This window comes from Bifidobacterium sp. SKU (genome assembly GCF_026016405.1).
Taxonomy (GTDB): Bacteria; Actinomycetota; Actinomycetes; order Actinomycetales; family Bifidobacteriaceae; genus Bifidobacterium; species Bifidobacterium bifidum.
The window spans coordinates 743,520-766,231 of the sequence record NZ_CP092890.1; the positions used below are offsets into that span (position 1 = coordinate 743,520).

Below are 22,712 nucleotides of genomic sequence, written 5' to 3' on the forward strand. Positions count from 1 at the left end.
TGACACCGCCGTATATGGCGATGTCTCGCGGCGTGGAATCACGCCGTCAGGCAAGAATCAGGCGTTCGGCCTTTTGCCGTGGTTGGCGGCCTTCTTGCGACGATCCTTGCGCTTGCGTCCGCGCATGCCCATGATGGACTCCTTTACTACGATTAATAAGCCTTGGGAATTATCACATACGGGGTAGACGTTGTGCAAGTGGCGAATTGTCACCAGCCGTAGGACGGCCGGGTGTCGGTCACTTGACCGTCACCTCGTAGCGTACCACGGTCGTGACGCTCTTGCCGGGCTCTATCACGGTCAGGTGGTCGCCGCTGCGGAACGCGTTGGCCGGGGCGGTCATCGGTTCGACGGCGATGCCGTTCGGATGCTGGTCGAACGGGGCGCCGGTGGCCGTGTAGCATTGCCACGCGTTGATGGTCTCGTCGCCGACCAGCTTGATCTCCATGCCATCGGGGCGGGTGAACACGGTCGTTGTCGTGCCGTCGTCGGCGCGGTGGACGTCCACCCAGGCGTCGTCGAACGCGCGTCCGTCCAGAACCGGGTCGTCGCGCAGATCGAACTTGGTGCCGTCCACAGGCTCGGTGCCGTTCGGCACCAGACCGGCGTCAACGGTGACGTGCGTGTCCGCGTCGATCTTCAGGCGGCATGCGGCCGAATCGGCGTCACGCTGCTCGCTGGTCTCGCCGTTTTTGCCGTTCGCCACCCACGGGTGCAGGCCGAGCGCCCACGGCGCCGGCTCGTCGCCATCATTGCGGGCGCTGACCGTGACGGTCATGCCCTTGTCGTTCAGCTCGTACGTGGCGGTGACGGTGACGTCGAACGGATAGCCGTCGAGGTTCGGGAAGCGCAGTGACTGGGTGACGCTGTTCTCGGTGAGCGATTCCAGCTTCCACATGTACTGGTATGCGTAGCCGTGGTTCGCGTTGTTGCGCGGCTCGGGGTGGCACTCGTTGACCGGCGCGCAGTAGTGCTTGCAGTTGAAGTCGTATTCGCCGTCCTTGATGCGGTTCGGCCAAGGCGCGAGGATATAGCCGCAGCAGGTCGGCGTCAGGTCGTCCGGTCCGTAGCTGCAGAACACCTCCTTGCCGCCGTAGTCGAAACGGCGCAGCTTCGAGCCGAGCTCGCAGACGACGGCGGAGAAATCGCCATGATGGATGGAATACTGGTTGCCGGTACGCGGTGTGGTGCCCATTGCTTGCTCCATGATCGACAGTGATATTGTTACCGCTCGCTATCATAGTGTGCGCTGGGCTTCTGCCGTGTGCGGTCGGGGTGTCGCCTGTTGCCCCCGGGCGTTGTCATGTGCCGGTATCGCACGCGTAGGGATGTTCCGGCCGCACCCGTGCGTGTGCCTTTGCTACGCTGAGTCGTTGTGATTGAGTGATGCCGCATGGCGGCCACTGACTGCATGAGGAGGATGATATGGCGAAACGCATCGTGCTGGCGGACCCGCGCGGATTCTGCGCCGGGGTGGACCGGGCGATCCTCACCGTGCAGACCATCCTGAAGGCCGCGTCGGCGCGGGTGGATGGCCTGCCTCCGGTGTATGTGCGTCGTCAGATCGTGCACAACCGGCATGTCGTCGAGGATCTCGCCGCGCAGGGGGCCGTGTTCGTGCAGGAGCTCGCGGAGATACCTGACGAGGCTGCTGCCGCCGGCATCCCGATCGTGTTCTCCGCGCACGGCGTGTCGCCGCAGGTCAAGGCGGAGTCCGCACGTCGCGGCATGCACGTCGTGGACGCCACCTGCCCGCTGGTCAGCAAGGTGCATCGTGAGGTATTGCGTTTCGTGCGCGAAGGCTACGAGATCATCTACATCGGCCATCGGGGGCATGATGAGGCGGTCGGCGTGGTGGGGGAGGACCCCGTGCACGTGCATCTGATCGAACATGAGGCGGACGTGGATTCGCTGGATTTCCGGCCGGAGCAGAAGCTGGTGCTGCTCACGCAGACCACGCTCAGCATTGATGAGACGGCCGGCACCATCGCGGCGCTCAAATGCCGGTTCCCGTGGATGAAGGAGCCGCCGAGCTCCGATATCTGCTACGCCACGTCCAACCGCCAGACCGCGGTGAAGCTCGTTGCCGAGCAGTCCGATAGCGTGGTGATCGTGGGGTCGGCGAACTCCTCCAACTCGGTGCGGCTCATGGAGGTCGCGCAGGGGGCGTTGGGGGAGCGCGGGCGAGCGCACCGCGTGGATGACGCGAACGAGCTCGACCCGTCATGGTTCGACGGGGTCGAGGCGGTCGGCATCTCGTCGGGCGCATCCGTGCCGGACGAACTGGTCGCGGGCGTCATCGAGGCCTTGCGCGCACGGGGCTTCACCGATGTATCCACCGTGGAGACCATCAAGGAGAACATGCATTTCGTGCTTCCGGCGGAACTCCGCCGGAAGCCCTCGCAGGCGCGGTAGTGCGCCTGCTCGCCTCACCGCCGCTGGCGGGACGAGGCGTATAGCAAACCCTATGTGAGGGTGTTCAACGCCAATGACGGGGCCGCCACGGTTCCCGGCATCGCGGCGGGGGAGTGCTCCACACTCGCGGTCGACGGCAAGGTGACGCTGACGGGAGGCTCCACGGTGAACGTGGGCGCTGACGGGTATGCGGCGGCGGGACTGTCCGCCACCGGTGCGCCCGTGGGCGCCGTCGCGCTTGCCGACCGCAGCCGGGTCCTTGCTGCGACACCGTGAAACCAGTGGCCCGAGCGGCGGAGAATCCGCCGAATAGTCGAGGCCTTCCCGATTCGCGCTCTCAAAACTCGCAGATACGAAAAGCCGTTTGTTGGAAAATGGCGGTTTCCGATTTCGTATCTTCGAGTTTTGAGAGCGGTAGTATGGAAAACATGGGCAAAAAAACGAAGCATGAGAAGGGTGCCGGCTCCACGCCGGCGACTGTGCAGCTGGAGAAGGCCGGAGTGCCGTTCAAGACCTACGAGTACGAGCATTCCAACGACCACATGGATGACGGTTACGGGGTGGAAGCCGCGAAGAAGCTCGGATTCGATGAGCATCAGGTGTTCAAGACGCTGATGGCCGACACCGGTTCCGAGCGTGTGGTGGGCGTGGTGCCGGTCAGCGGACACATGGATCTGAAGGCGTTGGCGGCGGCGGTCGGTGCGAAGAAGGCATCGATGGCCGACCCGAAGGTCGCGATGCGCGAGTCCGGCTATGTGGTCGGAGGCATCTCGCCGCTCGGGCAGCGCACGCATCACAAGACCGTGCTTGACGAGAGCGCTCTGCAATTCGACGAGATCCTGCTGTCCGGCGGCAAGCGCGGGTTTTCGGTCGGTGTCAATCCGCATGATCTGCTCAAGGTGTTGAACGCGGTCGCTGCGCCCATCGGTACGTGGTGACGGAGTCCGGCTCAGCCCGCCGGCAAGTGCCGAGCCGGTAAAAACAAAGGGTTTATGGTTTGGGCTCCCACAGCGAAGCACTGTGGGAGCCCAAACCATAAACCCTTGTGGAATCTAGCGGCCTAGACCGCGGGGATTCACTCGGAGATCTCGGCGAAGTACAGCAGGGTACGGATCATGTTGCAGGTGAAGCCATACTCGTTGTCGTAGAAGGACACGGTGCGGGCCATCGTGGTGCCGTCAACGGTGTTCACGTCGGTCTGCGTCGGGTCGAACACGCCACCGTGGGTGTCGCCGATGATGTCGGAGGAGACGATGCCGTCCTCGTTGTAGCCGTAGTACTCGGTGTTGGAGAAGGCTTCCTTGAACGCGGCGTTGATCTCGTCAGCGGTGACTTCCTTGTTCAGGACGGTGGTCAGCTCGGTGATGGAGCCGTCCGGGACCTGGATGCGCTGGGCGTGGCCCTGCAGCTTGCCGTTGACCTCGGGCACGACCTTGCCGATGGCCTTGGCGGCACCGGTGGAGTGAGGGATGGTGTTGATCGCGGCGGCGCGGTTGTTGCGAGCCTTCGGGAAGCGCGGGCCGTCGAGGATCATCTGGGTGCCGGTGTAGGCGTGGATGGTGGTCATGAAGCCGAGCTTGATGCCGAACTTGTCGTTCAGCAGCTTGACCATGGCGGCCATCGAGTTGGTGGTGCAGGAACCGGCGGACACGATGTTGTCGGAAGCCTTCAGGATCTCGTGGTTAACGCCGAACACGACGGTCGGGGTGGTCTCGTCCTTGGCCGGGGCGGAGATCAGGACCTTCTTGGCGCCGGCGTTCAGGTGGGCCTGGGACTTCTCGGCGGAGGTGTAGAAGCCGGTGCACTCAAGCACGAACTCGACACCGTCGTTCTTGACCCACGGGATGTTGTTGGCATCCTTCTCGGCGTAGACCTTGTATTCCTTGCCGTCGACCACGATGGCGTCGTCGGTGGAGGTCACGTCGACCGGGGTGCCGTCGTCGTGACGGAAGGTGCCGTGGGTGCTGTCGTACTTCAGCAGGTAGGCGAGCATGGACGGCGTGGTCAGATCGTTGATTGCAGCGACCTCGATGTCACCGGCCTGGCCACCGCGAGCCTGCAGCTCGAAGATGCGGCGGAAGGCGAGACGACCGATACGACCAAAGCCGTTGATACCAATCTTAACTGTCATGTGTTCTCCCTTTGTAGGGTAGGCCGTTTGCGTATGGATGCGCTATGGCCTTTGTTTACCAACAGTGTCTACTGTAATGCGCCGTCTGTACTAGAGCAACGGTGTCGCGCTTGCTTTGAGCATAAAACGGCCATATTTCGTTAACGCTAACAAATATGTCTGTACAGCCTGCGGCGATTCGATGCGAGGCATTCCGCACCGCGGCCTCACCGTACCGCCAGCGCCGAGGACACCGTCGTGTCGAGCGCGCCCAGATCCCCGCCGAACGGATGCCGCAGTCTCACCACAGGCAGCGGCGCCTCGATCGGGAACGTGACGATCAGCGTGCCCGACTCCACCGAGACCGTCGCCGCGGAACCGTCCACGAACTCGTTGCTCACCCCCTGCACGACGGTGTTGGCGAGCGCGGCGCCCTCCAGCACGTATTTCAGCCCGGCGATGGTGACGCCATGGCAGACGTCGCTGTGCGAGAACACCGAGATCATGCGGCGCGGGGCGACATGATTGGCCGGGAACTCCAGCGCCCCGTCCGCGATCGCGGTAACGATGCTGCCGTCGCCGTACAGATATCCGATGCCGCCATGCGAGGCCAGTAGCGCCATCAGCTGCATGTTGGCGATCGTGTGGTCGATGCGACCGCCCAGCGCTCCATATATATGGAACTCGCGTGCGCCGCGGCTCCATCCGACCTTCAGCGCGCTCAGCAGATCCGGATCGTCCTTCTGCGGCGGCAGGCGGACGCTGCGGTCGCCGTCCGGCACGTCGCCGGACAGCGAATCGAAATCGCCGATGACGAAATCCGGCGACAGCCCCATCGCCCGCATATGGTCGAGCCCGCCGTCCGCGGCGATCGCCAGCATCCCCTTCTCGATAGCGGGCGCGGGCCCCTCGTAATACTCGCCAGCGCCGAAGATCACGCAACGTTCATATGCCATGCTGCCACTGTATCGTGTGCACGGCACTGCGCGTCGCGCCTGCTGATCGTCACCGTGTCGACGAACTTCCCGGTCATCGCCGCGTTAGCTGCATGCCGATCTTCGTGATGATCCCCGCGGTGGGCACGTTCGTGACGTTCCCGATCTTCTCCGGACCGCTTCTGGCACTCGCGCTCGTGTATTTCCTCGCCGCCCGCGCCCGGACCGAAACTTGTGGCGACACGCCTGGTCTGGGGGTGTGGTAGTATCTACAAGGCTTGAGAAATCAAGAAAGCGGGGCAACCCCACCTGGAAGCCTGTCATGGCCTCGGGTCCAAGGCAACAGCCTATCCGGTCGCGTGGAATGCGCGGTCGTGAGCATGCCTCATGAGGCATGCGATCATGCGAATATGTATGATGGCCGGCGCTGCAGTGCGCACGGTTCGGTGAGCCATGGATTCGTCCGTCATGCCCGGTATCCGGCGAAGGTCCGCTTCGGAGAACATGAGGATTGGAGTCATCATTAGCGACGAACCACGTATCAATGACGAGATTCGCGTCTCGCAGGTACGCCTGATCGGCCCGAACGGCGAGCAGGTGGGAGTCATCGCGACCTCGGTCGCGCTCAACCTGGCGAAGGAAGCGAACCTCGATCTCGTCGAGGTGGCGCCCAACGCCAAGCCTCCCGTCGCCAAGCTGATCGATTACGGCAAGTTCAAGTACAACGAGAAGATCAAGGCCCGTGAGGCCCGCCGTAACCAGAGCGCCGCCGAAATCAAGGAGATCCGCTTCCGCCTGAAGATCGATGACCACGATTTCGAGGTCAAGAAGGGCCATGTGGTCAGGTTCCTCAACGGCGGCGACAAGGTCAAGGTGACCATCATGCTGCGCGGCCGCGAGCAGTCCCGCCCCATCGGCGGCGTCGAACTGCTGCAGCGTCTGGCCGCAGACGTCGAGGAGTACGGCACCGTCGAGTCCCGGCCGAAGCAGGAAGGCCGCAACATCATCATGACGCTTGCGCCCAAGGGCAAGAAGGTGCACACCCAGTCCGAGCAGCGCCGCCGCGGCGACCAGTCGCGCGCCGAGCGCCAGGCCCGTCAGGCCGCCCGCCTCGCCGCCAAGCAGGAGGCGCAGAGCCAGGCAGCGGCGGCGTCCGCAGCCGCGATCGACGACCAAGACAAGACTTCCGAAACGAAGTAACCAACAAGGAGGGCAGCAATGCCGAAGATGAAAACCAATTCCGCCGCGTCCAAGCGCGTCCGTGTCACCGGCTCGGGCAAGCTGATGCATGCAGGCAGCGCCATGCGCCACAACCTTGAGCACAAGTCCGCTCGCAAGCGTCGTGCGCTGAAGGCCGACGGCGTGCTGGCCACGGCCCAGTCCAAGAACATGAAGAAGCTGCTGGGCCGCTGAACCGCGCCAGCCGAATAGATACGTCAAAAGAAAGCTGAGGAATAACTATGGCACGTGTCAAGCGCGCAGTGAACGCCCACAAGAAGCGTCGCGTCGTTCTCGAAAGGGCCTCCGGCTACCGTGGACAGCGCTCCCGTCTGTACCGCAAGGCCAAGGAGCAGCTGCTGCACTCCTTTACCTACAACTTCCGCGACCGCAAGGCTCGCAAGGGTGACTTCCGCAAGCTGTGGATCCAGCGCATCAACGCCGCCGTCCGCGCCGAAGGCATCACCTACAACCGCTTCATCCAGGGTCTGCACCTGGCCGGCATCGAGCTGGACCGCCGCGCCCTCGCCGAGCTGGCCGTCTCCGATCCCGAGACCTTCAAGGCCATCGTCGAGCAGGCCAAGGCCGCTCTGCCCGAGGACGTCAACGCTCCGGTCGAGGCCTGAGCCGCGAACCTCGGCGGATGCGCCTTCGCGCGCATCGGCAACCGCATGAGAACCCCGCCCTATGCGGGGTTCTCGCATATCATGCGGGAACGTGCAGGTATGCAAGCCTTCCGCACGCATACAGGGTTCTCGCATATGATGGGGCACCATGTACAACGGATCCACCCGGCTTCTTGACCAGTTCATCGCGCATATCTCCGTCGAACGCGGACTGGCCAGGGCGACCGTGCGGGCATACGAATCCGATCTTCGCCGCTATCTCTCGTGGCTCGCGCACACGCGCGGCATCACCGATCCCGATGCCATCGGCAAAGCCGACATCGAGGAGTACGTGGCGCAGCTGGATTCGGACGGCGACAGCGCGCGCAGCAAGGCGAGGAGGCTTGCCAGCATCCACGAGTTTCACCGGTTCGCCCTCGCGCAGCACGCCGTGAGCGACGACGTGTCCGCCACGGTCAAGGCACCCAAGAGCGCGCAGATGCTGCCGGATGTGCTGACGATCGACGAGGTCTCCCGCCTGCTCGACGCGATTCCCGACCCGCACGGCACCGACGCGGCGCGGGGGAGAGCTGGCGCCGGAGCGTTGCCGGACGCCGTGCTGCTGCGTGACAGGGCGCTGCTCGAATTCATGTACGCCACCGGATGCCGCGTCTCCGAAGCGGTCGGAATGAATCTGGACGACATCGACATCGACGACGCGCATGTGGCGCGGCTGACGGGCAAAGGATCCAAGCAGCGACTCGTCCCGCTCGGCGAATACGCATGTCGCGCGCTGCGCCGATACCTCGCCGAGGGGCGCGGCACGCTGGAGGGCCGCGCCAAGGGCACGCCGGAACGCCGCGCGGTATTCCTCAACAAACGGGGGCGCCGGCTGTCTCGCCAGTCGGTATGGGAGGTCATCAAACTGGCGGGGGAGCGGGCCGGCATCGATCGTCCGCTTCACCCACACACGCTCCGGCACTCTTTCGCCACGCACCTGATCCAGGGCGGCGCCGACGTGCGCACCGTGCAGGAACTGCTCGGCCATGCCTCGGTCACCACCACGCAGATATACACGCACGTCAGCCCGGAGACCTTGATTGAGGCGTACCTCACCTCGCATCCGCGCGCGCGGTGAACGCGGAGCGGTTGCCCGGGCGCGATAGCATGGATGCGACACGCGAAGGAGGCAGCTCGACATGCAGCAGGCGGCATATTCCCGCTTCGACGGCGACGACGCGGGAAACAGGCAGGGAACGCTGCCGATCCGCGGCACCTACTCCGCCGCGCCACGGGGAGACGACGGGTCTTCGGCGGAAACGGTGATGGTCGGCACGTCCGGCGGCCCCGCGAACACTGGTGATGATAAGGTGAACGGTATGCCTACTGATCTGCTTGGACGAGAATACGAGACGTTCCCCGCGCCGAAACCGCTGTCGCAGCACGGTCCCGCGCGCATCATCGCCATATGCAACCAGAAAGGCGGGGTGGGCAAGACCACCAGTTCCATCAACATCGCCGGCGCGCTCAGCCAGTACGGGCGCCGTTGCCTGATCGTCGACTTCGACCCGCAAGGAGCCGCGACAGTCGGCCTCGGCATCAACGCGAACGCTGTCGAGAACACCGTGTATACTGCGCTGTTCGACCCGTCGATCGATCCGCACGAGATCGTACAGCACACGGATTTCGAGAACCTGGACATCATGCCGGCGAACATCGACCTGTCCGCCGCCGAGGTGCAGCTGGTCACCGAAGTCGGTCGCGAGCAGATCCTCGCCAGCGTGCTGCGAAAGCTCCGCAACGAATACGACGTGATCATCGTCGACTGCCAGCCGTCGCTGGGCCTGCTCACAGTGAACGCCTTGACCGCCGCGGACGGCGTGATCATCCCTGTCGCCGCGGAGTTCTTCGCGCTGCGCGGTGTGGCGCTGCTCATGCAATCCATCGAGAAGGTGCAGTCGCGCATCAACCCCGACCTGCAGGTCTACGGCGTGCTGGTCACCATGTTCACGCGCACCCTGCACTGCGAGGAGGTACTGCAGCGCATCTACGAGGCGTTCCAGGACAAGGTGTTCCATTCGGTCATCTCGCGGTCCATCAAGCTGCCGGACGCCACCGTGGCCGCCGCCCCGATCACGATCTACGCTCCCGGCCACAAGACCGCGAAGGAATACCGCGAGGTGTCGCGCGAGCTGATCGCCCGCGGCATCGTCGCGTGATGGCGCGGCCATGGTGAGCGGCGCAAGCGCGATGCGATGAGCGAGTTGACGGAACCTGCCGACGGCGGCGAGATCGGAGGCGATGCCGCCGTCTCCCCGGGATTCTCCGTCGAACTGGAGGTCTATTCGGGGCCTTTCGACGCGCTGCTGTCCATGATCGCGAACCGGCGGCTGGAGCTCACCGAGGTGTCGTTGTCGGAGATCACCGAGGAGTTCCTTGCCTATGTGCGCACGCTGGATCTCGCGCGCGACATGGAGGAGGCGAGCGCGTTCCTCGATGTCGCCTCGGTGCTCGTCGAGGCGAAGAGCGCGGCGCTGCTGCCGCATGACCAGACGGATGGGGAGCGCGACGAGCAGAGTCTCGAAGCGCTGCGTGAGCGTGACCTGCTGTTCGCCAGGCTGTTGCAGTATCGTGCGTTCAAACAGGCGGCCGGCGATTTTCGCGCCCGGCTCGCTGCCAATGCCGGCAGGTTCCCGCATCCGGCATATGTCGATGAACGTGTCGCGGCGATGCTGCCGGAGCTTGCATGGTCGCTGGGCGCAGAGGACTTGGCGCGCATCGCCGCACAGGTGTTCGCCAACGCGCCGGCCAGCGAGGTGTCGCTGCATCAGCTGCATGTGCCGCTTGTCGACCTGCGCGCGCAGGCGGCGGTCGTGCGCGACCGGTTGCAGGCGTTGCCGGCCGGCGGTTCGATGACGTTCGCGGAATTGACGCGTGACGCACACCGCCGTGTAGAGGTGGTCGCGCGTTTTCTGGCGGTTCTGGTGTTCTTCAAGCAAGGCGTGCTGCAGTTTCGGCAGGCCGGGCCATTCGAGACGCTGCATCTGCGCTGGGTCGAAGACGCCCGGGACGCCGGTGTGGTCGACATCGCGGAGGGGGACTTCGCATGAGGCTCGCAAAACGTGAAGATACAGGCGGCGTCGTATTGGAAAATAGCGGTTTGGTTTTTTATATCTCGACGTTTTGTGGGCGAGAAAGGTGACGTGATGGATGCGCAATTCACGGCGGAGGACTTTCCGGGCGGTCTGAGGGCCTGCATGGAGGCGATTCTGATGGCCGCCGACCAGCCGCAGCACGCCGCCGACCTGGCGCGGGTTCTGGGCGTGGGCGAGCAGGAGGCTCGTGCCGCGCTGGAGCGTCTGCGCTCGCAGTATGACGAGGAGGGGCGCGGCTTCGAGCTGCGGCATACCGCGCGTGGCTGGCAGTTCGCGAGCCGGGCGCAATACGAGCAGGTGGTGTCGGCGTTCGTGACTGACGGGCAGACCGCGCGCCTGTCGCAGGCAGCGTTGGAGGCGCTGGCCATCGTGGCGTACAAGCAGCCTGTGACGCGCGCCCAGGTCGCGGCGATCCGCGGCGTGAACTCCGACGGCGTGATTCGTTCGCTGACAGTGCGCGGACTGGTTCGCGAGGATGGCGTGGACGAGGATTCCCGGGCCGCGCTGCTGGTGACCTCCGGCCTGTTCCTGGAACATCTCGGATTGGAGTCGCTCGACCAGCTGCCCCCGCTCGCCCCATTCCTGCCCGAACGCGAGACCACCAACGTCCCCGACGGCGAATAGGAGTTGCCGGAGGACTGTCGGCCGTAAGCCGACTGGGGTGGTCGGTGTTTCAGCGTATGTAGGTTATGCCGCCTCCGCGGCCTCGCATGACACACCACTTAAAGTCATGTTGACTATAAGTGATATGCTCTGGTCTTGAACTGGAGAGCACACCAGTCGGAAAGTGGGCATGCATGGTCGGCGGAAACGTGTCGGAGCGGCGGATGCAACCGCCGGCCGTCGGGGTCTCCGTGGTGATCCTGGCCCTGGGGCCGGAGGAGACCGCGTCGGATTGCCGTGACGCGATGCCCTCGCGTCTGTGGCTGCCGCTGGTGCGCCGCGTGCGCCAGCCGTTTCTGGGGCGGTGGGCGCTGCCGGGCGGCGATTTGCGCGCCGACCGTTCGCTGGAACAGTCCGCCTACCACGCGTTGGAGACCACCACGGACCTGCATCCTCGCTACCTCGAACAGCTGTATACGTTCGGCGATCCCGCGCGATCGCACGGTGGCCTGCCGATGGTCTCCATCGTCTACTGGGCGCTGGTCGGCAAGGCCGAAGCCCATGATTTCACCGAGGCGGACAACGTCCGGTGGTTCCCCGAGGACGAGCTTCCCGAACTGGCCTTCGACCATCGGCAGATCATCGACTATGCGTTGTGGCGCCTGCGCAACAAGATCGAATACCCGGATATCGCCACCAAGCTGGTCGGTGACACGTTCACGCTGCGCCAGCTGCATCACGTGTATGAGGCCATAACCGGCGAGGCCATCGACGTGGCGAATTTCCGGCGTCGCATGCTGCTGTCCGGCGAGCTGGAGGATACCGGCGAGAAACTGCGCGATGGCCGCCACCGCCCGGCGGCCGTGTACCGGTACAACCCCGACCGTTCCCGCGCGTCGACGGCCCCGCCCGTCGGGCCGCCACGCGACGCGCCGACCATCGAGGAGCTGGAGGGCCAGCGCATCGAGGACGCGCTGTCCGCGTTGATGCCATCGGCACGCGCATGACGGGAGGCGGGCGGCAAGACCCGCGTCCGTGCCGTATAACCGCATATTGATTTTGGCCGGCCACCCGGTTGTCAGATACGTTGGCGTGCCCGCACGCCTTAGAGAAAGGAACACACCATGAGCGCAACATTGTCCGCCCTGTCAGTGGATGAGATCATCGCCCGCCTCGGTGCGCAGAGCACCTGCGACGCCGGCCTGACCCAGGATCCGTGGCATTTCGACACCACCAAGCCCAGCTACGGGCCGGGCGCGTCCATGCTCGACAAGCTGCCGCACAACGCGCCTCGCCAGCAGGTGCTGCCGGAGGAGTACCGCAACGCCTCCGACGAGGAGCTGCAGGAGCGCATTCGCTCGGCCAAGTCCCGTCTCGGCAGCAAGCTACTGATTCTGGGGCATTTCTACCAGCGTGACGAGATCATCTGCCACGCCGATTACGTGGGCGACTCGTTCCAGCTGGCCAAGAACGCCACGCAGTGCCCGGACGCCGACCACATCGTGTTCTGCGGCGTGCATTTCATGGCCGAGACCGCCGACATCCTCTCCACGCCGGAGCAGACCGTGACGCTGCCGAACCTCTCCGCCGGCTGCTCGATGGCCGACATGGCCAACATCGACCAGGTCGAGGAGGCTTGGAGCCAGCTCGGCGAGATCTGCGGCACCAAGCCCGACGCGGACGGCAGTCAGCAGATCATCCCGGTCACCTACATGAACTCGTCCGCGGCCTTGAAGGCGTTCTGCGGACGCAACGGCGGCATCGTGTGCACCTCGTCCAACGCGCACGCCGTGCTCGAATGGGCGTTCGCGCGCGGCAAGCGCGTACTGTTCTTCCCCGACCAGCATCTGGGCCGCAACACCGCCCGCGCGATGGGCATTCCGCTGAGCGAGATGCCGCTGTGGGACCCGTACAAGGCGCAGGGCGGCGCGACCGACCCGTCCGACTACGCCAAGGCCAAGATGATCCTGTGGAAGGGCTTCTGCTCGGTGCACCAGCGCTTCACCGTCGAACAGATCGAGAAGGCGCGCGCCGCGTTCCCGGGCGTCAAGGTGATCGTGCACCCGGAGTGCTCGATGCAGGTCGTGGACGCGGCCGACGGCACCGGCTCCACCGCGTACATCGTCAAGGAGATCGCCAACGCGCCGGCCGGATCGGCCATCGCCGTGGGCACCGAGATCAACCTCGTGAACCGCCTGGCCGCGCAGTACCCCGACAAGACCGTGTTCTGCCTGGATCCTGTGGTCTGCCCGTGCTCCACGATGTACCGCATCCACCCGGCGTACCTCGCCTGGGCGCTGGAGAACATCGAACAGGGCAACATCGTCAACCGCATCACCGTGGACGACGACACCGCACGCGAGGCAAAGGTGGCTCTGGAGCGCATGCTCCAGGTGCACCCGTGATCGCAAGCTCCCGTCAACGGGAGCACATCAACAACATTGAGGAAGCAGCACAATGAGCAACGCTGAAATCGTCGTAGTCGGCGCGGGCGTCGCGGGCCTTTCCGCGGCGCTGGCGGTGGCCGATGCCGGCCAGGACGTGACGCTGGTCACCAAGGCCGACCTGGTGGAATCCAACACCTACCATGCGCAGGGCGGCATCGCCGCGGCGGTCTTCGCCGACGACGACCCGAAACTGCACGCGGCCGACACGATGGCCGCGGGGCATGGTCTGTGCGAGCCCCGTGCCGTGGAGATACTGACCCGCGAGGGCGCCGACCGTGTGCGGCAGTTCGCCGCCGCGGGCGTGCATTTCGATCGTGACGCGCAAGGCCACATGCTGCGTGGCCTCGAAGCCGCGCATTCGCGGGCCCGTGTCGTGCACGCCGGGGGAGACGCCACCGGCAAGGTGGTCGAACTGGATGTGTCCGCCATGGTGCGGGCCAATCCGCTCATCCACATCATCGAGCATGCGTTCCTTGAGGATTTGATTGTGCGCGACGGCGCCATCGCCGGCGTGCGGCTGCTCGTCAGGGGCGGCGAGACATTCCGCAGCGCCGACATGGCCGCTTCACGAGTCATCCTCGCCACCGGTGGCGCCGGACGTCTCTACCCGTACACCACCAATCCGGCCGTCGCCACCGCGGACGGTCTGGCGGCCGCATGGCGTGCCGGCGCACAGGTCGCCGACGTGGAGTTCTACCAGTTCCACCCCACCGCGATGGCCGTGGGCGAGCACTTCCTCGTTTCCGAGGCGGTACGCGGCGAGGGCGCGGTGCTGCTCGACGAGCACGGCGAACGGTACATGACCCGTGTCGACGAGCGCGCCGAACTCGCGCCGCGCGACGTGGTGGCCCGCGAGAACTTCCGCGTCATGCAGGCGCAGGGCGGCAAGCCCGTGATGCTCGACGTCTCGCCGATGCGCCGCGAGAACCCGGATCTGGCCGAGTTCCTGCGTCACCGGTTCCCGACCATCGACGCCTATACGCGTTCTCTCGGCTTCGACTGGAGCAAGGAGCCGATTCCGGTCGCGCCCGCCGCGCACTACTACATGGGCGGCATCCGCACCGATCTGGAAGGTCGCGCGAGCATCCCCGGCCTGTATGCGGCCGGCGAATGCGCCCGCACCGGCGTGATGGGATCCAACCGGCTCGCGTCGAACTCGCTGCTTGAAGGACTGGTGTACGGTCGTCGCGCCGGACTCGCCGCCGTGAACGATCCGGCCGGTTCCGTGTGGAACCCGGTCTGGTTCTCCAACTCGGCCACCGGCCTCATCGTCAGCGACACGCCGGTCGAGCTGAGCATGCCGGCCCCCGATGAGCGTGCCGGGGCCAATGGCCGGCCTGCCATCTGGGATCGCACCCGCATCCAGAACACGATGTGGGCCGGCGTGGGCGTGTTGCGCGACGGCGACGGCCTGCGCCAGGCCATCGACCAGCTCGGCACCGGCCTGGCGTTGGCCGATGCCGACGCGACGGAACCCGCTGCCACGGCCTGTGAGCCTGACCCGATCACCCGCCTGGAAAACCGCAACCTGCTCACCGTCGGCTACGTCGAGGCCAACGCCGCGCTGCGCCGCACCGAGTCGCGCGGCGCCCACGCCCGCACCGACTATCCCGAGCCATGCGACGAGTGGGCCCAATCCATCGCCTACATCAACGCCTAGCGCTGTTTGCTCACTTGTCGGTTGGCACCGGACTGTCGTTGCACGCCGCCGGAGTGGTCTCGGTACCCTGACCCGATGCATTGCGATTAATCCCGCAAGAACGACAGCAGTCCATATCAAGAAAGACCCGATCATGCTTACGCAACACATCATCCGCACCGCCATCGAGGCGGCGCTCGCCGAAGACGCGCCCTACGGCGACATCACCTGCGAGACCACAATCCCCGCGGACGAAACCGGCTCGGCGCACCTCACCGCACGCGAGAGGGGCGTGATGAGCGGCATCGCCGTGTTCACGGCCGCCTTCACGGCGCAAAATCCCGGTATCGGCGTCTCGCCCCTGATCGCGGACGGGGAGCGATTCCAGCGCGGCCAGGTCCTCGCCACCGTGGAAGGTCCGGTACGTGACCTGCTCGCCGCCGAACGCATCGCCCTCAACTTCACCCAGCGCATGAGCGGCATCGCCACCATGACCGCCTCCTTCGTGGACGCGGTCAACGCCATCTACGATGACGGACATGACGGGACCGTCACCCGGCCGCATCGCTACGAGCGCACTCGCATCGTCGACACGCGCAAAACCACCCCCGGCCTGCGCCCGTTCGAGAAATACGCCGTGGTCTGCGGCGGAGGCCACAACCACCGTTACGGGCTGTCCGACGCGGTGATGATGAAGGACAATCATCTGGCGGCGCTCGCCGCACGCGGCATCGACCTGACCGGCGCGATCCGCCACGTGCGCGAACAGGTGGGCCACACCACGCATATCGAAGTGGAAGTCGACCGGCTTGAGCAGATTCCCGCCGTGCTCGCCGGCGGTGCGGACACCATCATGCTCGACAACTTCTCGCTCGATGACACCCGCCGCGGCGTGGATATCATCAACGGCAAGGCCATCGTGGAAGCCAGCGGCAACATGAGCATGGAGCGCGTGCCGGCCGTGGCCGCCACCGGTGTGGACGTGATCTCAGTGGGCGCGCTGACGCACAGCGTACGCAGCATCGACCTCGGATTGGACTGGAACTAGCCATGGCTGACACTCCCAATGCATCCGGCGAACCCGACGAACTGTATCTGGACGCCGCTGCCACCGAGCCGGTGACCAGGAACGTCATCGAAGCGATGATGCCGTTCATGACCGACGCATACGCGAACCCGGCAAGCGTGCATCAACCCGGCAAGACGGCGGCGAGGGCGCTTGATGCCGCCCGCGCCTCATTCGCCGCCGGTCTCGGCGCCCGCCCGGACGACGTGATCTTCACTTCCGGCGGCACCGAGTCGGACAATCTGGCCATCAAGGGCATCGCCATGGCACGTATGCGCGCACTCGGCCTGCAGCCGGTCTACGGTCTTGCCGGAATCGATGACGAGCCGTCCGGCGTGAACCCCGCGCAGGCCGGTGAACATCCGGCGATCCGCCGTCCGCGCATCATCATCTCATCCATCGAGCACCCGGCCGTCGCGCAATCGGCGCAATGGCTGCACGAATGGTTCGGCTTCGAAGTCGTGCACATTCCCGTGGACGGTCAGGCTCACCTCGACCTTGACGCGCTCGAACAGGAGCTCGACGGCGAGGCCGGTGAACGCACCACGCTGGTTTCCGCCATACTGGCCAACAACGAGGTCGGCACCGTCGAACCCGTGGAGGAGCTGGTCCGCATCGCCCACGCGCACGGGGTTCCCATTCATGTGGACGCCGTGCAGGCGGCCGGGCAGATTCCCCTCCGCATGCGCGATTGGGATGTGGACGCGCTGAGCGTGTCCGGACACAAGTTCGGTACGCCCAAGGGACTGGGGGCGCTGCTGGTCCGCGGTCGAACCCCGATCGAGCCGGTGCTTTCCGGCGGCGGTCAGGAGCGCGGGCTGCGCTCCGGCACGCAGAACGTGGCCGGTGCGGTGGCGCTCGCCATAGGGCTCAACGAGTCGAACGCGCGCATGGCGGCGCAGTACCGGGAACTGACGGATTCCCGCGACATGCTGATTGACGCCGTGCGGCGGGTGGTGCCTCGCGCCGAACTCACCGGCGACCCGGTCAGTCGTCTGCCGGGACATGCGTCATTCATTTTCCCCGGAGTCACCGGCGAAGCTCTGCTTGTCGATCTGGACGCCCGAGGCATAGCCGCCTCGTCCGGATCCGCCTGCGCCATTGGCCGTCATGAGATTCCCGGCACACTGCTTGCCATGGGGCTGGAACCGCAGATCGCCAAATCCGCCCTGCGTATGACATTCCGCCGTCCCCTCACACGGGAGGAAATCGAGCGCATCTCCATGGCCTTGGAAGACTCCTACACCGAGCTGACGCATTAGTGCACATGGTCTCCAGTCAACGATCCCTGCGGGGGCAACGTGTGCTGTTACCCGTCGGAGGGCGGTTCGGTTGTGTGTCAAGGCGTATCGCTAGGCTTATGCCGGTTTGCGTGTAAGTACAGATATGAACCAAAACAAGTACCGAACGGTTACGCGAAGAATCAATTAAGAGAGGTTTCTATGGCGGTTCGCGGTGATATTCGTAATGTGGCTATCGTGGCACACGTCGATCACGGCAAGACCACGCTGGTAAACGCGATGCTCCAGCAGTCCCACGTGTTCAACGAGCGCGAGGAGGTGCCGGATCGTGTGATGGACTCCAACGATCTGGAGCGCGAGAAGGGCATCACCATCCTGGCCAAGAACACGGCCGTGGAATACACCGGTCCGCTGGCGGCCAAGTACGGTTACCCGGACGGCATCACACTCAACATCATCGACACCCCCGGCCACGCCGATTTCGGTGGCGAGGTCGAGCGCGGCATCTCGATGGTCGACGGCGTCGTGCTGCTCGTCGACGCTTCCGAAGGCCCGCTGCCGCAGACCCGTTTCGTGCTGCGCAAGGCCCTTGAGGCCAAGCTGCCGGTGATTCTGTGCGTCAACAAGGTGGATCGTCCGGACGCCCGCATCGAAGAGGTCGTCTCCGAATCCACCGACCTGCTGCTGGGCCTCGCCCAGGACGTCATCGAGGAAGGCGTCGACCTCGACCTTGACCACCTGCTTGACCTGCCGGTCGTCTACTGCGCGGCGAAGGCCGGCTACGCGTCCGTCAACCAGCCCGAGAACGGCGGCCTGCCGGACAACGACAACCTTGAGCCTCTGTTCGAGGACATCATCAAGTACATCCCCGCCCCCGAATACGAGGAGGGCGCGCCGCTGCAGGCGCACGTCGCCAACATCGACTCCTCCGACTTCCTCGGACGACTCGGCCTGGTCCGTATCTACAACGGCACGCTGGAGAAGGGCAAGACCTACGGCCTGTCCCGCGTGGACGGTTCCATCGAGAACTTCCGCGTCGTCGAACTGCTGCGCACGCAGGGCCTGGAGCGCACTCCCGTCGAATCCGCCGGCCCCGGTGACATCGTCGCCGTCGCGGGCGTCAACGACATCATGATCGGCGAGACCATCGTCGACCCGAACGACCCGAAGCCGCTGCCGCTCATCCACGTCGACGACCCGGCCATCTCGATGACCTTCGGCACCAACGACTCCCCGCTGGCCGGCCGCGAAGGCAAGGACCACAAGCTTACCGCCCGCATGCTCAAGGATCGTCTCGACCGCGAGCTCATCGGTAACGTGTCGATCAAGGTGCTGCCCACCGACCGCCCCGACGCCTGGGAAGTCCAGGGCCGTGGCGAGCTCGCGCTGGCCATCCTCGCCGAGCAGATGCGCCGCGAAGGCTTCGAGCTGACCGTCGGCCGCCCGCAGGTGGTCACCAAGACCATCGACGGCAAGATCAACGAGCCGATGGAGAACACCACCATCGACGTTCCCGAGGAATACATGGGTACCGTCACGCAGCTCATGGCCGACCGCAAGGGCCGCATGGACTCGATGAGCAACCACGGTTCCGGCTGGGTGCGTCTGCAGTTCACCGTGCCGTCCCGTGGCCTGATCGGCTTCCGCACCGCGCTGCTGTCCGCCACGCGCGGCACCGGCATCGCCTCCTCGCTGTCCGCCGGCTACGCGCCGTGGGCCGGTGCCATCGTCACCCGCCAGAACGGCTCGATGGTCTCCGACCGCGCCGGCGTTGCCACCCCGTACGCCATGCAGCGGCTGCAGGCCCGCGGCAACTTCTTCGTCGAACCGCAGTCCAACGTGTATGAGGGCCAGGTCGTCGGCATCAACAACAAGCCGGACGAGTTGGACGTGAACATCACGCTGGCCAAGCACATGACCAACATGCGTTCCTCCACCGCCGACGTGCTGGAAACGCTGACTCCGCCGATCAAGATGAGCCTTGAGGAGTCGCTCGACTTCGCGAATGAGGACGAGTGCGTCGAGGTCACCCCTGAGGCGATTCGCGTGCGCAAGATCATCCTCAGCCGTGAGGACTGGTACAAGTGGCGTGCAAAGCAGCGTCGTCAGAACAACAACGCCTGACGGCGTTGTCGTTCTGACGATCGTCGCGGGCGCTGATTGCGCGCCCGTCTGCTTGCTTCTGATTACGGAGAGTCCATTGGGCTCTCCGTTTTTGTTTTTCGAGGGGCTGTTCTGACGGGTCTGTGTGCCACACCAGGCCGATTTCGGCGTTTTTTGGGCTGGTGTGGTACGACGGAAATTCCTGCGATCGGGACGAATATTTGTTCATCGTTGGAAAATGGCGGTTTCTATGATTTTGCCTGTTGCCATACCAGCGAATGTTAGGGCTAACATTCCATTGTGTGGCAATATGTTGGCCACACAATGCGGTTTTTGCCTGTTTTGACGCTGGTGTGGCATGTTCTGCGGCAGCGGCATGGTGTTATGTCCCGCCAGCGGGGGCAAGATATGAGTTCGCCGGGCCTTCTGGCCTGTAATTGGATGGCCTGCGGACACGGCTTCCGCTGTTTGCCATACGGCTCATTGCGCCAGCGGAGCGAGATTTCACCGCGCCGATACAGCGCATCTCCTTATACTGGTGACCATGACTCAATCGGATGATCGTTCAATTCTGCCTTGGTCTCATCGGCTCAGCCCCGTGCTGCGCGGACTCGTCACCGTCGTTGCCGGCATCCTGTGCGGCATCGTCAGCACATTCGCGCATCGCATGGGCGCTTCGGCCAACATTCCGTATGGACTGGTGCTCGCCTTCCTGATTCTTGGCATATCGGCGTGGTGTGCACGCTCGCGGCTTGACGTCGTCGGTCTCGCCCTGCACCTGATCGCCTCGTCCGGCACGGTATGGCTGATCGCTGTGCAATCCACCGACGACGCGTTGACGCCGGTCGGATTCAGCGGATCATCGGTGCCGTATTTTTCCCAGCGTGTGGGATACCTGTGGCTGATCGGCTGCATCGTCGTCCAGCTGATGCTGATGTTCCTGCCCGCGCGATGGTTCGCCATCACGCCCAAGACCGATGGAAAGACCGACGACAAGACCGACGACAAGAATTCGCAGCAGCCATCGCAGCTGTCCGTGTCCCGGCAGACTCCCGACACGCTGGCGGAGAGCCGATGATGGCCGAGTATACGTTGCATTTCCTGGGGCCGACCGGGACGTTCACCCATCAGGCGGCGATCGAGGCCGCCAAGACGATCCGCCCATCCGGCGCATCCGTGACGCTGACACCCGAGCCGGACGTCCCGACGATTCTTGACGCGGTGCAGCGTCGGGGTGACTGGGGCATCATCGCGTGGGAAAACAACGTGGAAGGGTACGTCGTGCCGAACCTCGACGCGCTCATCGACGCTGACAACGTGGTCGGATTCGCCCGAGTCGGCGTGAACGTGTCATTCGATGCCTTCACCTTGCCCGGCACATCACTCGCCGATTGCCGTACCGTCACCGCCCATCCGCACGGGCTGGCGCAATGCCGCCGTTTCACGGCCGACCATCAGCTGCAGCAGCTGCCGGCATCGTCGAATGGTGCCGCCTGCCGAGACCTTGAGCCCGGCCAGGTGGCGCTCGGACCGAGCATCTGCGGCGATTTGTACAATCTGACGCGCGTCGCCTGCGCCGTGGGCGACTATGCCGGCGCGCGCACCGAGTTCCTGGCACTCGCCCCGCGGGACGAGGCCATCACCGTGCTGCGCGAGCGGGCATCACGGACGGCCGGGGATGAGACCGTGGGATCGATGCCGGCTCCAGGGGCGACGACCGACCCCGTTTCGGAATACGAATCGATCATCGCGTTCATACCGCTGAGCACAGGCCCCGGCGTACTCGCGAATCTGCTGGACGTGCTGCGCGACGCCGGTCTGAACATGACGAGTTTCATATCTCGCCCGATTAAGGGACGCGACGGCACGTACAGTTTCATCGCGACCATCGATGCAGCGCCCTGGCAGGAACACCTGCGCGACGTGCTGACACAGGTCGTCGACCATGGCGATTGGGTGAAGACGCTGGCGGTGTATCCGCGCCGCGAACGGCCGAACCCACCGATCTACGCGTGGTCGCTGCCCAACGGGGGAGTGCGCCGCGAGCCGGCCGCGCCCGGCACATGGACGGAAGGCGACACTGCGCGAAGGGAATTGCTGTGGTAGGAAGTCATGATACTGCGGCCGCCGCACGGCTCACGGTCGGAGTCATCGGACTCGGCCTGATCGGCGGGTCGCTGGCCCGAAGGCTCGCCGTCCGCGGGGTGTCGGTCGTCGCGTGGAACCATCGCCCGCATCCATACGCCCAGGCCGAAGCCGATGGCATACGCTGCATGCGCACGCTCGCCGAACTGGTCGAAGCGCAGCCGGAGGTCATCGTGCTGTGCAACCCGCTGAAGGCGATGCCGGCGATCCTCGGCGAGTTGCGGCCGCTGCTCGAACCGTATCAGGACATCACGCTCACCGATGTGGGCAGTGTCAAGATGATGGTCCGCGATCAGGTGCGGGACGCGGGTCTGGCGGGCCGCTATGTCGGCGCGCACCCGATGGCCGGCAACGAGCTCTCGGGATGGGCCGCCGCCGCCCCGTCGCTCTACGACAACGCGCTGTGGGCCATGACCGTGGATGGCGACACCGATTACCGTCGTTTTCTCGCCGTCGCGCGGATGATCACCGACGATGTGGGCAACCGCGTCATCGTGCTCGACGACGATACCCATGACCGCGCTGCCGCGCTGATCTCACACATGCCGCACGTCGTCGCCACGGCGCTCATCAACCAGCTGACCGACGACCCGGACCGCAACATCGCGGCTGCGCTCGCCGCGGGAAGCTGGAGGGACATGACGCGCGTCGCGCTGACCGATCCGGACCGCACCCGTGCGATGGTCGAAGAGGACGCCGACAATGTGGAACGACTGCTGCGCATGATGGCGGCGCGGCTTACCGAGGTCGCGGACGAATTGCATGGCGCAGATGCAGGTGCCATCGCCGCGTTTTTCGCGGATGGACAGCCGTTCCGTGACTACAAGTCCGCGGTCAGAAGCGGTGCGGACGGGGACGGGCCGGTCTTCGACCTGACGATACCCGCGGAGGGATGGCAGGCGGCACTGCTCGATTCCGCCCGCCGCGGCGAGCATATCCTGCGTTTCGGCGACGACTATACCGCCTGCGTGCAGCGTCGCAGCGCGATGTGATGCTGCGGGCTACTTGACGATAGACCACCCCTAGTCGG

23 protein-coding genes are annotated in these 22,712 nt (G+C 65.0%); 19 read left to right on the forward strand and 4 right to left on the reverse strand.

Going from position 1 to position 22,712, the window contains the following annotated elements; genetic code table 11:
- Nucleotides 1-57: 57 nt before the first annotated feature.
- Together MMB49_RS09630 and MMB49_RS03115 are read right to left on the reverse strand one after the other, a co-directional pair.
- Nucleotides 58-132 carry a 50S ribosomal protein bL37 gene (locus MMB49_RS09630; protein ID WP_003817083.1) on the reverse strand — a complete coding sequence of 25 codons (75 nt, stop codon included), beginning with the start codon at nt 130-132 and terminating at the stop codon, nt 58-60.
- Between the two features lie 106 nt (nt 133-238).
- Nucleotides 239-1,195 carry an aldose 1-epimerase family protein gene (locus MMB49_RS03115; protein ID WP_047271749.1) on the reverse strand — a complete coding sequence of 319 codons (957 nt, stop codon included), beginning with the start codon at nt 1,193-1,195 and terminating at the stop codon, nt 239-241.
- A gap of 230 nt (nt 1,196-1,425) precedes the next feature.
- Here MMB49_RS03115 and MMB49_RS03120 point away from each other — a divergent pair, with 230 nt between their 5' ends.
- The 3 genes from MMB49_RS03120 to ybaK all read left to right on the forward strand — a co-directional run bounded on the left by MMB49_RS03120 (nt 1,426) and on the right by ybaK (nt 3,353).
- Complete coding sequence (locus MMB49_RS03120; RefSeq protein ID WP_047271750.1) at nt 1,426-2,415, forward strand: 4-hydroxy-3-methylbut-2-enyl diphosphate reductase; 990 nt, start codon at nt 1,426-1,428, stop codon at nt 2,413-2,415.
- A gap of 54 nt (nt 2,416-2,469) precedes the next feature.
- Nucleotides 2,470-2,691, forward strand: a complete 222-nt coding sequence (locus MMB49_RS03125; RefSeq protein WP_022174143.1) for a hypothetical protein — start codon at nt 2,470-2,472, stop codon at nt 2,689-2,691.
- A 152-nt stretch (nt 2,692-2,843) separates the two neighbouring features.
- On the forward strand, nt 2,844-3,353 hold the full coding sequence (gene ybaK / locus MMB49_RS03130) for a Cys-tRNA(Pro) deacylase (RefSeq protein ID WP_003817088.1): 510 nt from the start codon (nt 2,844-2,846) through the stop codon (nt 3,351-3,353).
- Between the two features lie 137 nt (nt 3,354-3,490).
- Here ybaK and gap read toward each other — a convergent pair whose 3' ends face one another.
- Together gap and MMB49_RS03140 are read right to left on the reverse strand one after the other, a co-directional pair.
- On the reverse strand, nt 3,491-4,546 hold the full coding sequence (gap, locus tag MMB49_RS03135) for a type I glyceraldehyde-3-phosphate dehydrogenase (protein ID WP_003817090.1): 1,056 nt from the start codon (nt 4,544-4,546) through the stop codon (nt 3,491-3,493).
- Between the two features lie 206 nt (nt 4,547-4,752).
- On the reverse strand, nt 4,753-5,481 hold the full coding sequence (locus MMB49_RS03140) for a thiamine diphosphokinase (RefSeq protein ID WP_047271753.1): 729 nt from the start codon (nt 5,479-5,481) through the stop codon (nt 4,753-4,755).
- Between the two features lie 483 nt (nt 5,482-5,964).
- Here MMB49_RS03140 and infC point away from each other — a divergent pair, with 483 nt between their 5' ends.
- The 16 genes from infC (at nt 5,965) to MMB49_RS03220 (ending at nt 22,674) form a co-directional block, all read left to right on the forward strand.
- Nucleotides 5,965-6,660 carry a translation initiation factor IF-3 gene (gene infC / locus MMB49_RS03145; RefSeq protein ID WP_047271755.1) on the forward strand — a complete coding sequence of 232 codons (696 nt, stop codon included), beginning with the start codon at nt 5,965-5,967 and terminating at the stop codon, nt 6,658-6,660.
- 18 nt (nt 6,661-6,678) lie between these two features.
- The gene (gene rpmI, locus MMB49_RS03150; protein ID WP_003812404.1) at nt 6,679-6,873 is read left to right on the forward strand and encodes a 50S ribosomal protein L35; all 195 of its coding nucleotides are present in this window, start codon (nt 6,679-6,681) and stop codon (nt 6,871-6,873) included.
- Nucleotides 6,874-6,920: 47 nt separating this feature from the next.
- Nucleotides 6,921-7,304, forward strand: coding sequence for a 50S ribosomal protein L20 (rplT, locus tag MMB49_RS03155; RefSeq protein WP_003812406.1), 384 nt, complete (start codon nt 6,921-6,923; stop codon nt 7,302-7,304).
- Between the two features lie 148 nt (nt 7,305-7,452).
- The gene (gene xerD, locus MMB49_RS03160) at nt 7,453-8,421 is read left to right on the forward strand and encodes a site-specific tyrosine recombinase XerD (protein WP_047271757.1); all 969 of its coding nucleotides are present in this window, start codon (nt 7,453-7,455) and stop codon (nt 8,419-8,421) included.
- Between the two features lie 241 nt (nt 8,422-8,662).
- Nucleotides 8,663-9,502, forward strand: coding sequence for a ParA family protein (locus MMB49_RS03165; RefSeq protein ID WP_003812409.1), 840 nt, complete (start codon nt 8,663-8,665; stop codon nt 9,500-9,502).
- 36 nt (nt 9,503-9,538) lie between these two features.
- Entirely contained in the window at nt 9,539-10,393 is an 855-nt protein-coding gene (locus MMB49_RS03170) for a segregation and condensation protein A (RefSeq protein ID WP_013363269.1), read from the forward strand.
- A gap of 96 nt (nt 10,394-10,489) precedes the next feature.
- Nucleotides 10,490-11,062, forward strand: a complete 573-nt coding sequence (gene scpB, locus MMB49_RS03175; RefSeq protein WP_047272034.1) for an SMC-Scp complex subunit ScpB — start codon at nt 10,490-10,492, stop codon at nt 11,060-11,062.
- 173 nt (nt 11,063-11,235) lie between these two features.
- Nucleotides 11,236-12,048: an NUDIX hydrolase gene (locus tag MMB49_RS03180; RefSeq protein ID WP_003812414.1), complete on the forward strand. Its 813-nt coding sequence runs from the start codon at nt 11,236-11,238 to the stop codon at nt 12,046-12,048.
- Between the two features lie 117 nt (nt 12,049-12,165).
- Nucleotides 12,166-13,446: a quinolinate synthase NadA gene (gene nadA, locus MMB49_RS03185; RefSeq protein ID WP_047271758.1), complete on the forward strand. Its 1,281-nt coding sequence runs from the start codon at nt 12,166-12,168 to the stop codon at nt 13,444-13,446.
- 52 nt (nt 13,447-13,498) lie between these two features.
- Nucleotides 13,499-15,148, forward strand: a complete 1,650-nt coding sequence (gene nadB, locus MMB49_RS03190) for an L-aspartate oxidase (protein ID WP_047271760.1) — start codon at nt 13,499-13,501, stop codon at nt 15,146-15,148.
- A gap of 133 nt (nt 15,149-15,281) precedes the next feature.
- Nucleotides 15,282-16,175 (forward strand): carboxylating nicotinate-nucleotide diphosphorylase, encoded by an 894-nt coding sequence (gene nadC, locus MMB49_RS03195; protein ID WP_047271762.1) that lies wholly within the window; start codon nt 15,282-15,284, stop codon nt 16,173-16,175.
- 2 nt (nt 16,176-16,177) lie between these two features.
- The gene (locus tag MMB49_RS03200) at nt 16,178-17,455 is read left to right on the forward strand and encodes a cysteine desulfurase family protein (protein WP_003817118.1); all 1,278 of its coding nucleotides are present in this window, start codon (nt 16,178-16,180) and stop codon (nt 17,453-17,455) included.
- 180 nt (nt 17,456-17,635) lie between these two features.
- A complete protein-coding gene (gene typA, locus MMB49_RS03205) occupies nt 17,636-19,558 on the forward strand; it encodes a translational GTPase TypA (protein WP_003812425.1) in 1,923 nt (640 codons plus the stop codon).
- Between the two features lie 577 nt (nt 19,559-20,135).
- Nucleotides 20,136-20,615 (forward strand): hypothetical protein, encoded by a 480-nt coding sequence (locus MMB49_RS03210; RefSeq protein WP_047271765.1) that lies wholly within the window; start codon nt 20,136-20,138, stop codon nt 20,613-20,615.
- The gene (locus tag MMB49_RS03215) at nt 20,615-21,643 is read left to right on the forward strand and encodes a prephenate dehydratase (protein WP_047272036.1); all 1,029 of its coding nucleotides are present in this window, start codon (nt 20,615-20,617) and stop codon (nt 21,641-21,643) included. Before MMB49_RS03210 ends, MMB49_RS03215 begins: the two co-directional genes overlap by 1 nt.
- A complete protein-coding gene (locus MMB49_RS03220; RefSeq protein ID WP_047271767.1) occupies nt 21,637-22,674 on the forward strand; it encodes a prephenate dehydrogenase in 1,038 nt (345 codons plus the stop codon). Before MMB49_RS03215 ends, MMB49_RS03220 begins: the two co-directional genes overlap by 7 nt.
- Nucleotides 22,675-22,712 lie beyond the last annotated feature (38 nt).

Excerpts from the sequence above, each read along its gene's own strand:
- MMB49_RS03215 (WP_047272036.1), top strand. The coding sequence starts at position 20,615 with ATGGCCGAGTATACGTTGCATTTCCTGGGGCCGACCGGGACGTTCACC.
- scpB (WP_047272034.1), top strand. The coding sequence starts at position 10,490 with ATGGATGCGCAATTCACGGCGGAGGACTTTCCGGGCGGTCTGAGGGCC.
- MMB49_RS03200 (WP_003817118.1), top strand. The coding sequence starts at position 16,178 with ATGGCTGACACTCCCAATGCATCCGGCGAACCCGACGAACTGTATCTG.
- MMB49_RS03120 (WP_047271750.1), top strand. The coding sequence starts at position 1,426 with ATGGCGAAACGCATCGTGCTGGCGGACCCGCGCGGATTCTGCGCCGGG.
- MMB49_RS03180 (WP_003812414.1), top strand. The coding sequence starts at position 11,236 with ATGGTCGGCGGAAACGTGTCGGAGCGGCGGATGCAACCGCCGGCCGTC.
- infC (WP_047271755.1), top strand. The coding sequence starts at position 5,965 with ATGAGGATTGGAGTCATCATTAGCGACGAACCACGTATCAATGACGAG.
- MMB49_RS03115 (WP_047271749.1), bottom strand. The coding sequence starts at position 1,195 with ATGGGCACCACACCGCGTACCGGCAACCAGTATTCCATCCATCATGGC.
- ybaK (WP_003817088.1), top strand. The coding sequence starts at position 2,844 with ATGGGCAAAAAAACGAAGCATGAGAAGGGTGCCGGCTCCACGCCGGCG.
- MMB49_RS03140 (WP_047271753.1), bottom strand. The coding sequence starts at position 5,481 with ATGGCATATGAACGTTGCGTGATCTTCGGCGCTGGCGAGTATTACGAG.
- nadC (WP_047271762.1), top strand. The coding sequence starts at position 15,282 with ATGCTTACGCAACACATCATCCGCACCGCCATCGAGGCGGCGCTCGCC.
- rplT (WP_003812406.1), top strand. The coding sequence starts at position 6,921 with ATGGCACGTGTCAAGCGCGCAGTGAACGCCCACAAGAAGCGTCGCGTC.
- xerD (WP_047271757.1), top strand. The coding sequence starts at position 7,453 with ATGTACAACGGATCCACCCGGCTTCTTGACCAGTTCATCGCGCATATC.
- gap (WP_003817090.1), bottom strand. The coding sequence starts at position 4,546 with ATGACAGTTAAGATTGGTATCAACGGCTTTGGTCGTATCGGTCGTCTC.
- nadA (WP_047271758.1), top strand. The coding sequence starts at position 12,166 with ATGAGCGCAACATTGTCCGCCCTGTCAGTGGATGAGATCATCGCCCGC.
- MMB49_RS03165 (WP_003812409.1), top strand. The coding sequence starts at position 8,663 with ATGCCTACTGATCTGCTTGGACGAGAATACGAGACGTTCCCCGCGCCG.
- rpmI (WP_003812404.1), top strand. The coding sequence starts at position 6,679 with ATGCCGAAGATGAAAACCAATTCCGCCGCGTCCAAGCGCGTCCGTGTC.
- MMB49_RS03170 (WP_013363269.1), top strand. The coding sequence starts at position 9,539 with ATGAGCGAGTTGACGGAACCTGCCGACGGCGGCGAGATCGGAGGCGAT.
- typA (WP_003812425.1), top strand. The coding sequence starts at position 17,636 with ATGGCGGTTCGCGGTGATATTCGTAATGTGGCTATCGTGGCACACGTC.
- nadB (WP_047271760.1), top strand. The coding sequence starts at position 13,499 with ATGAGCAACGCTGAAATCGTCGTAGTCGGCGCGGGCGTCGCGGGCCTT.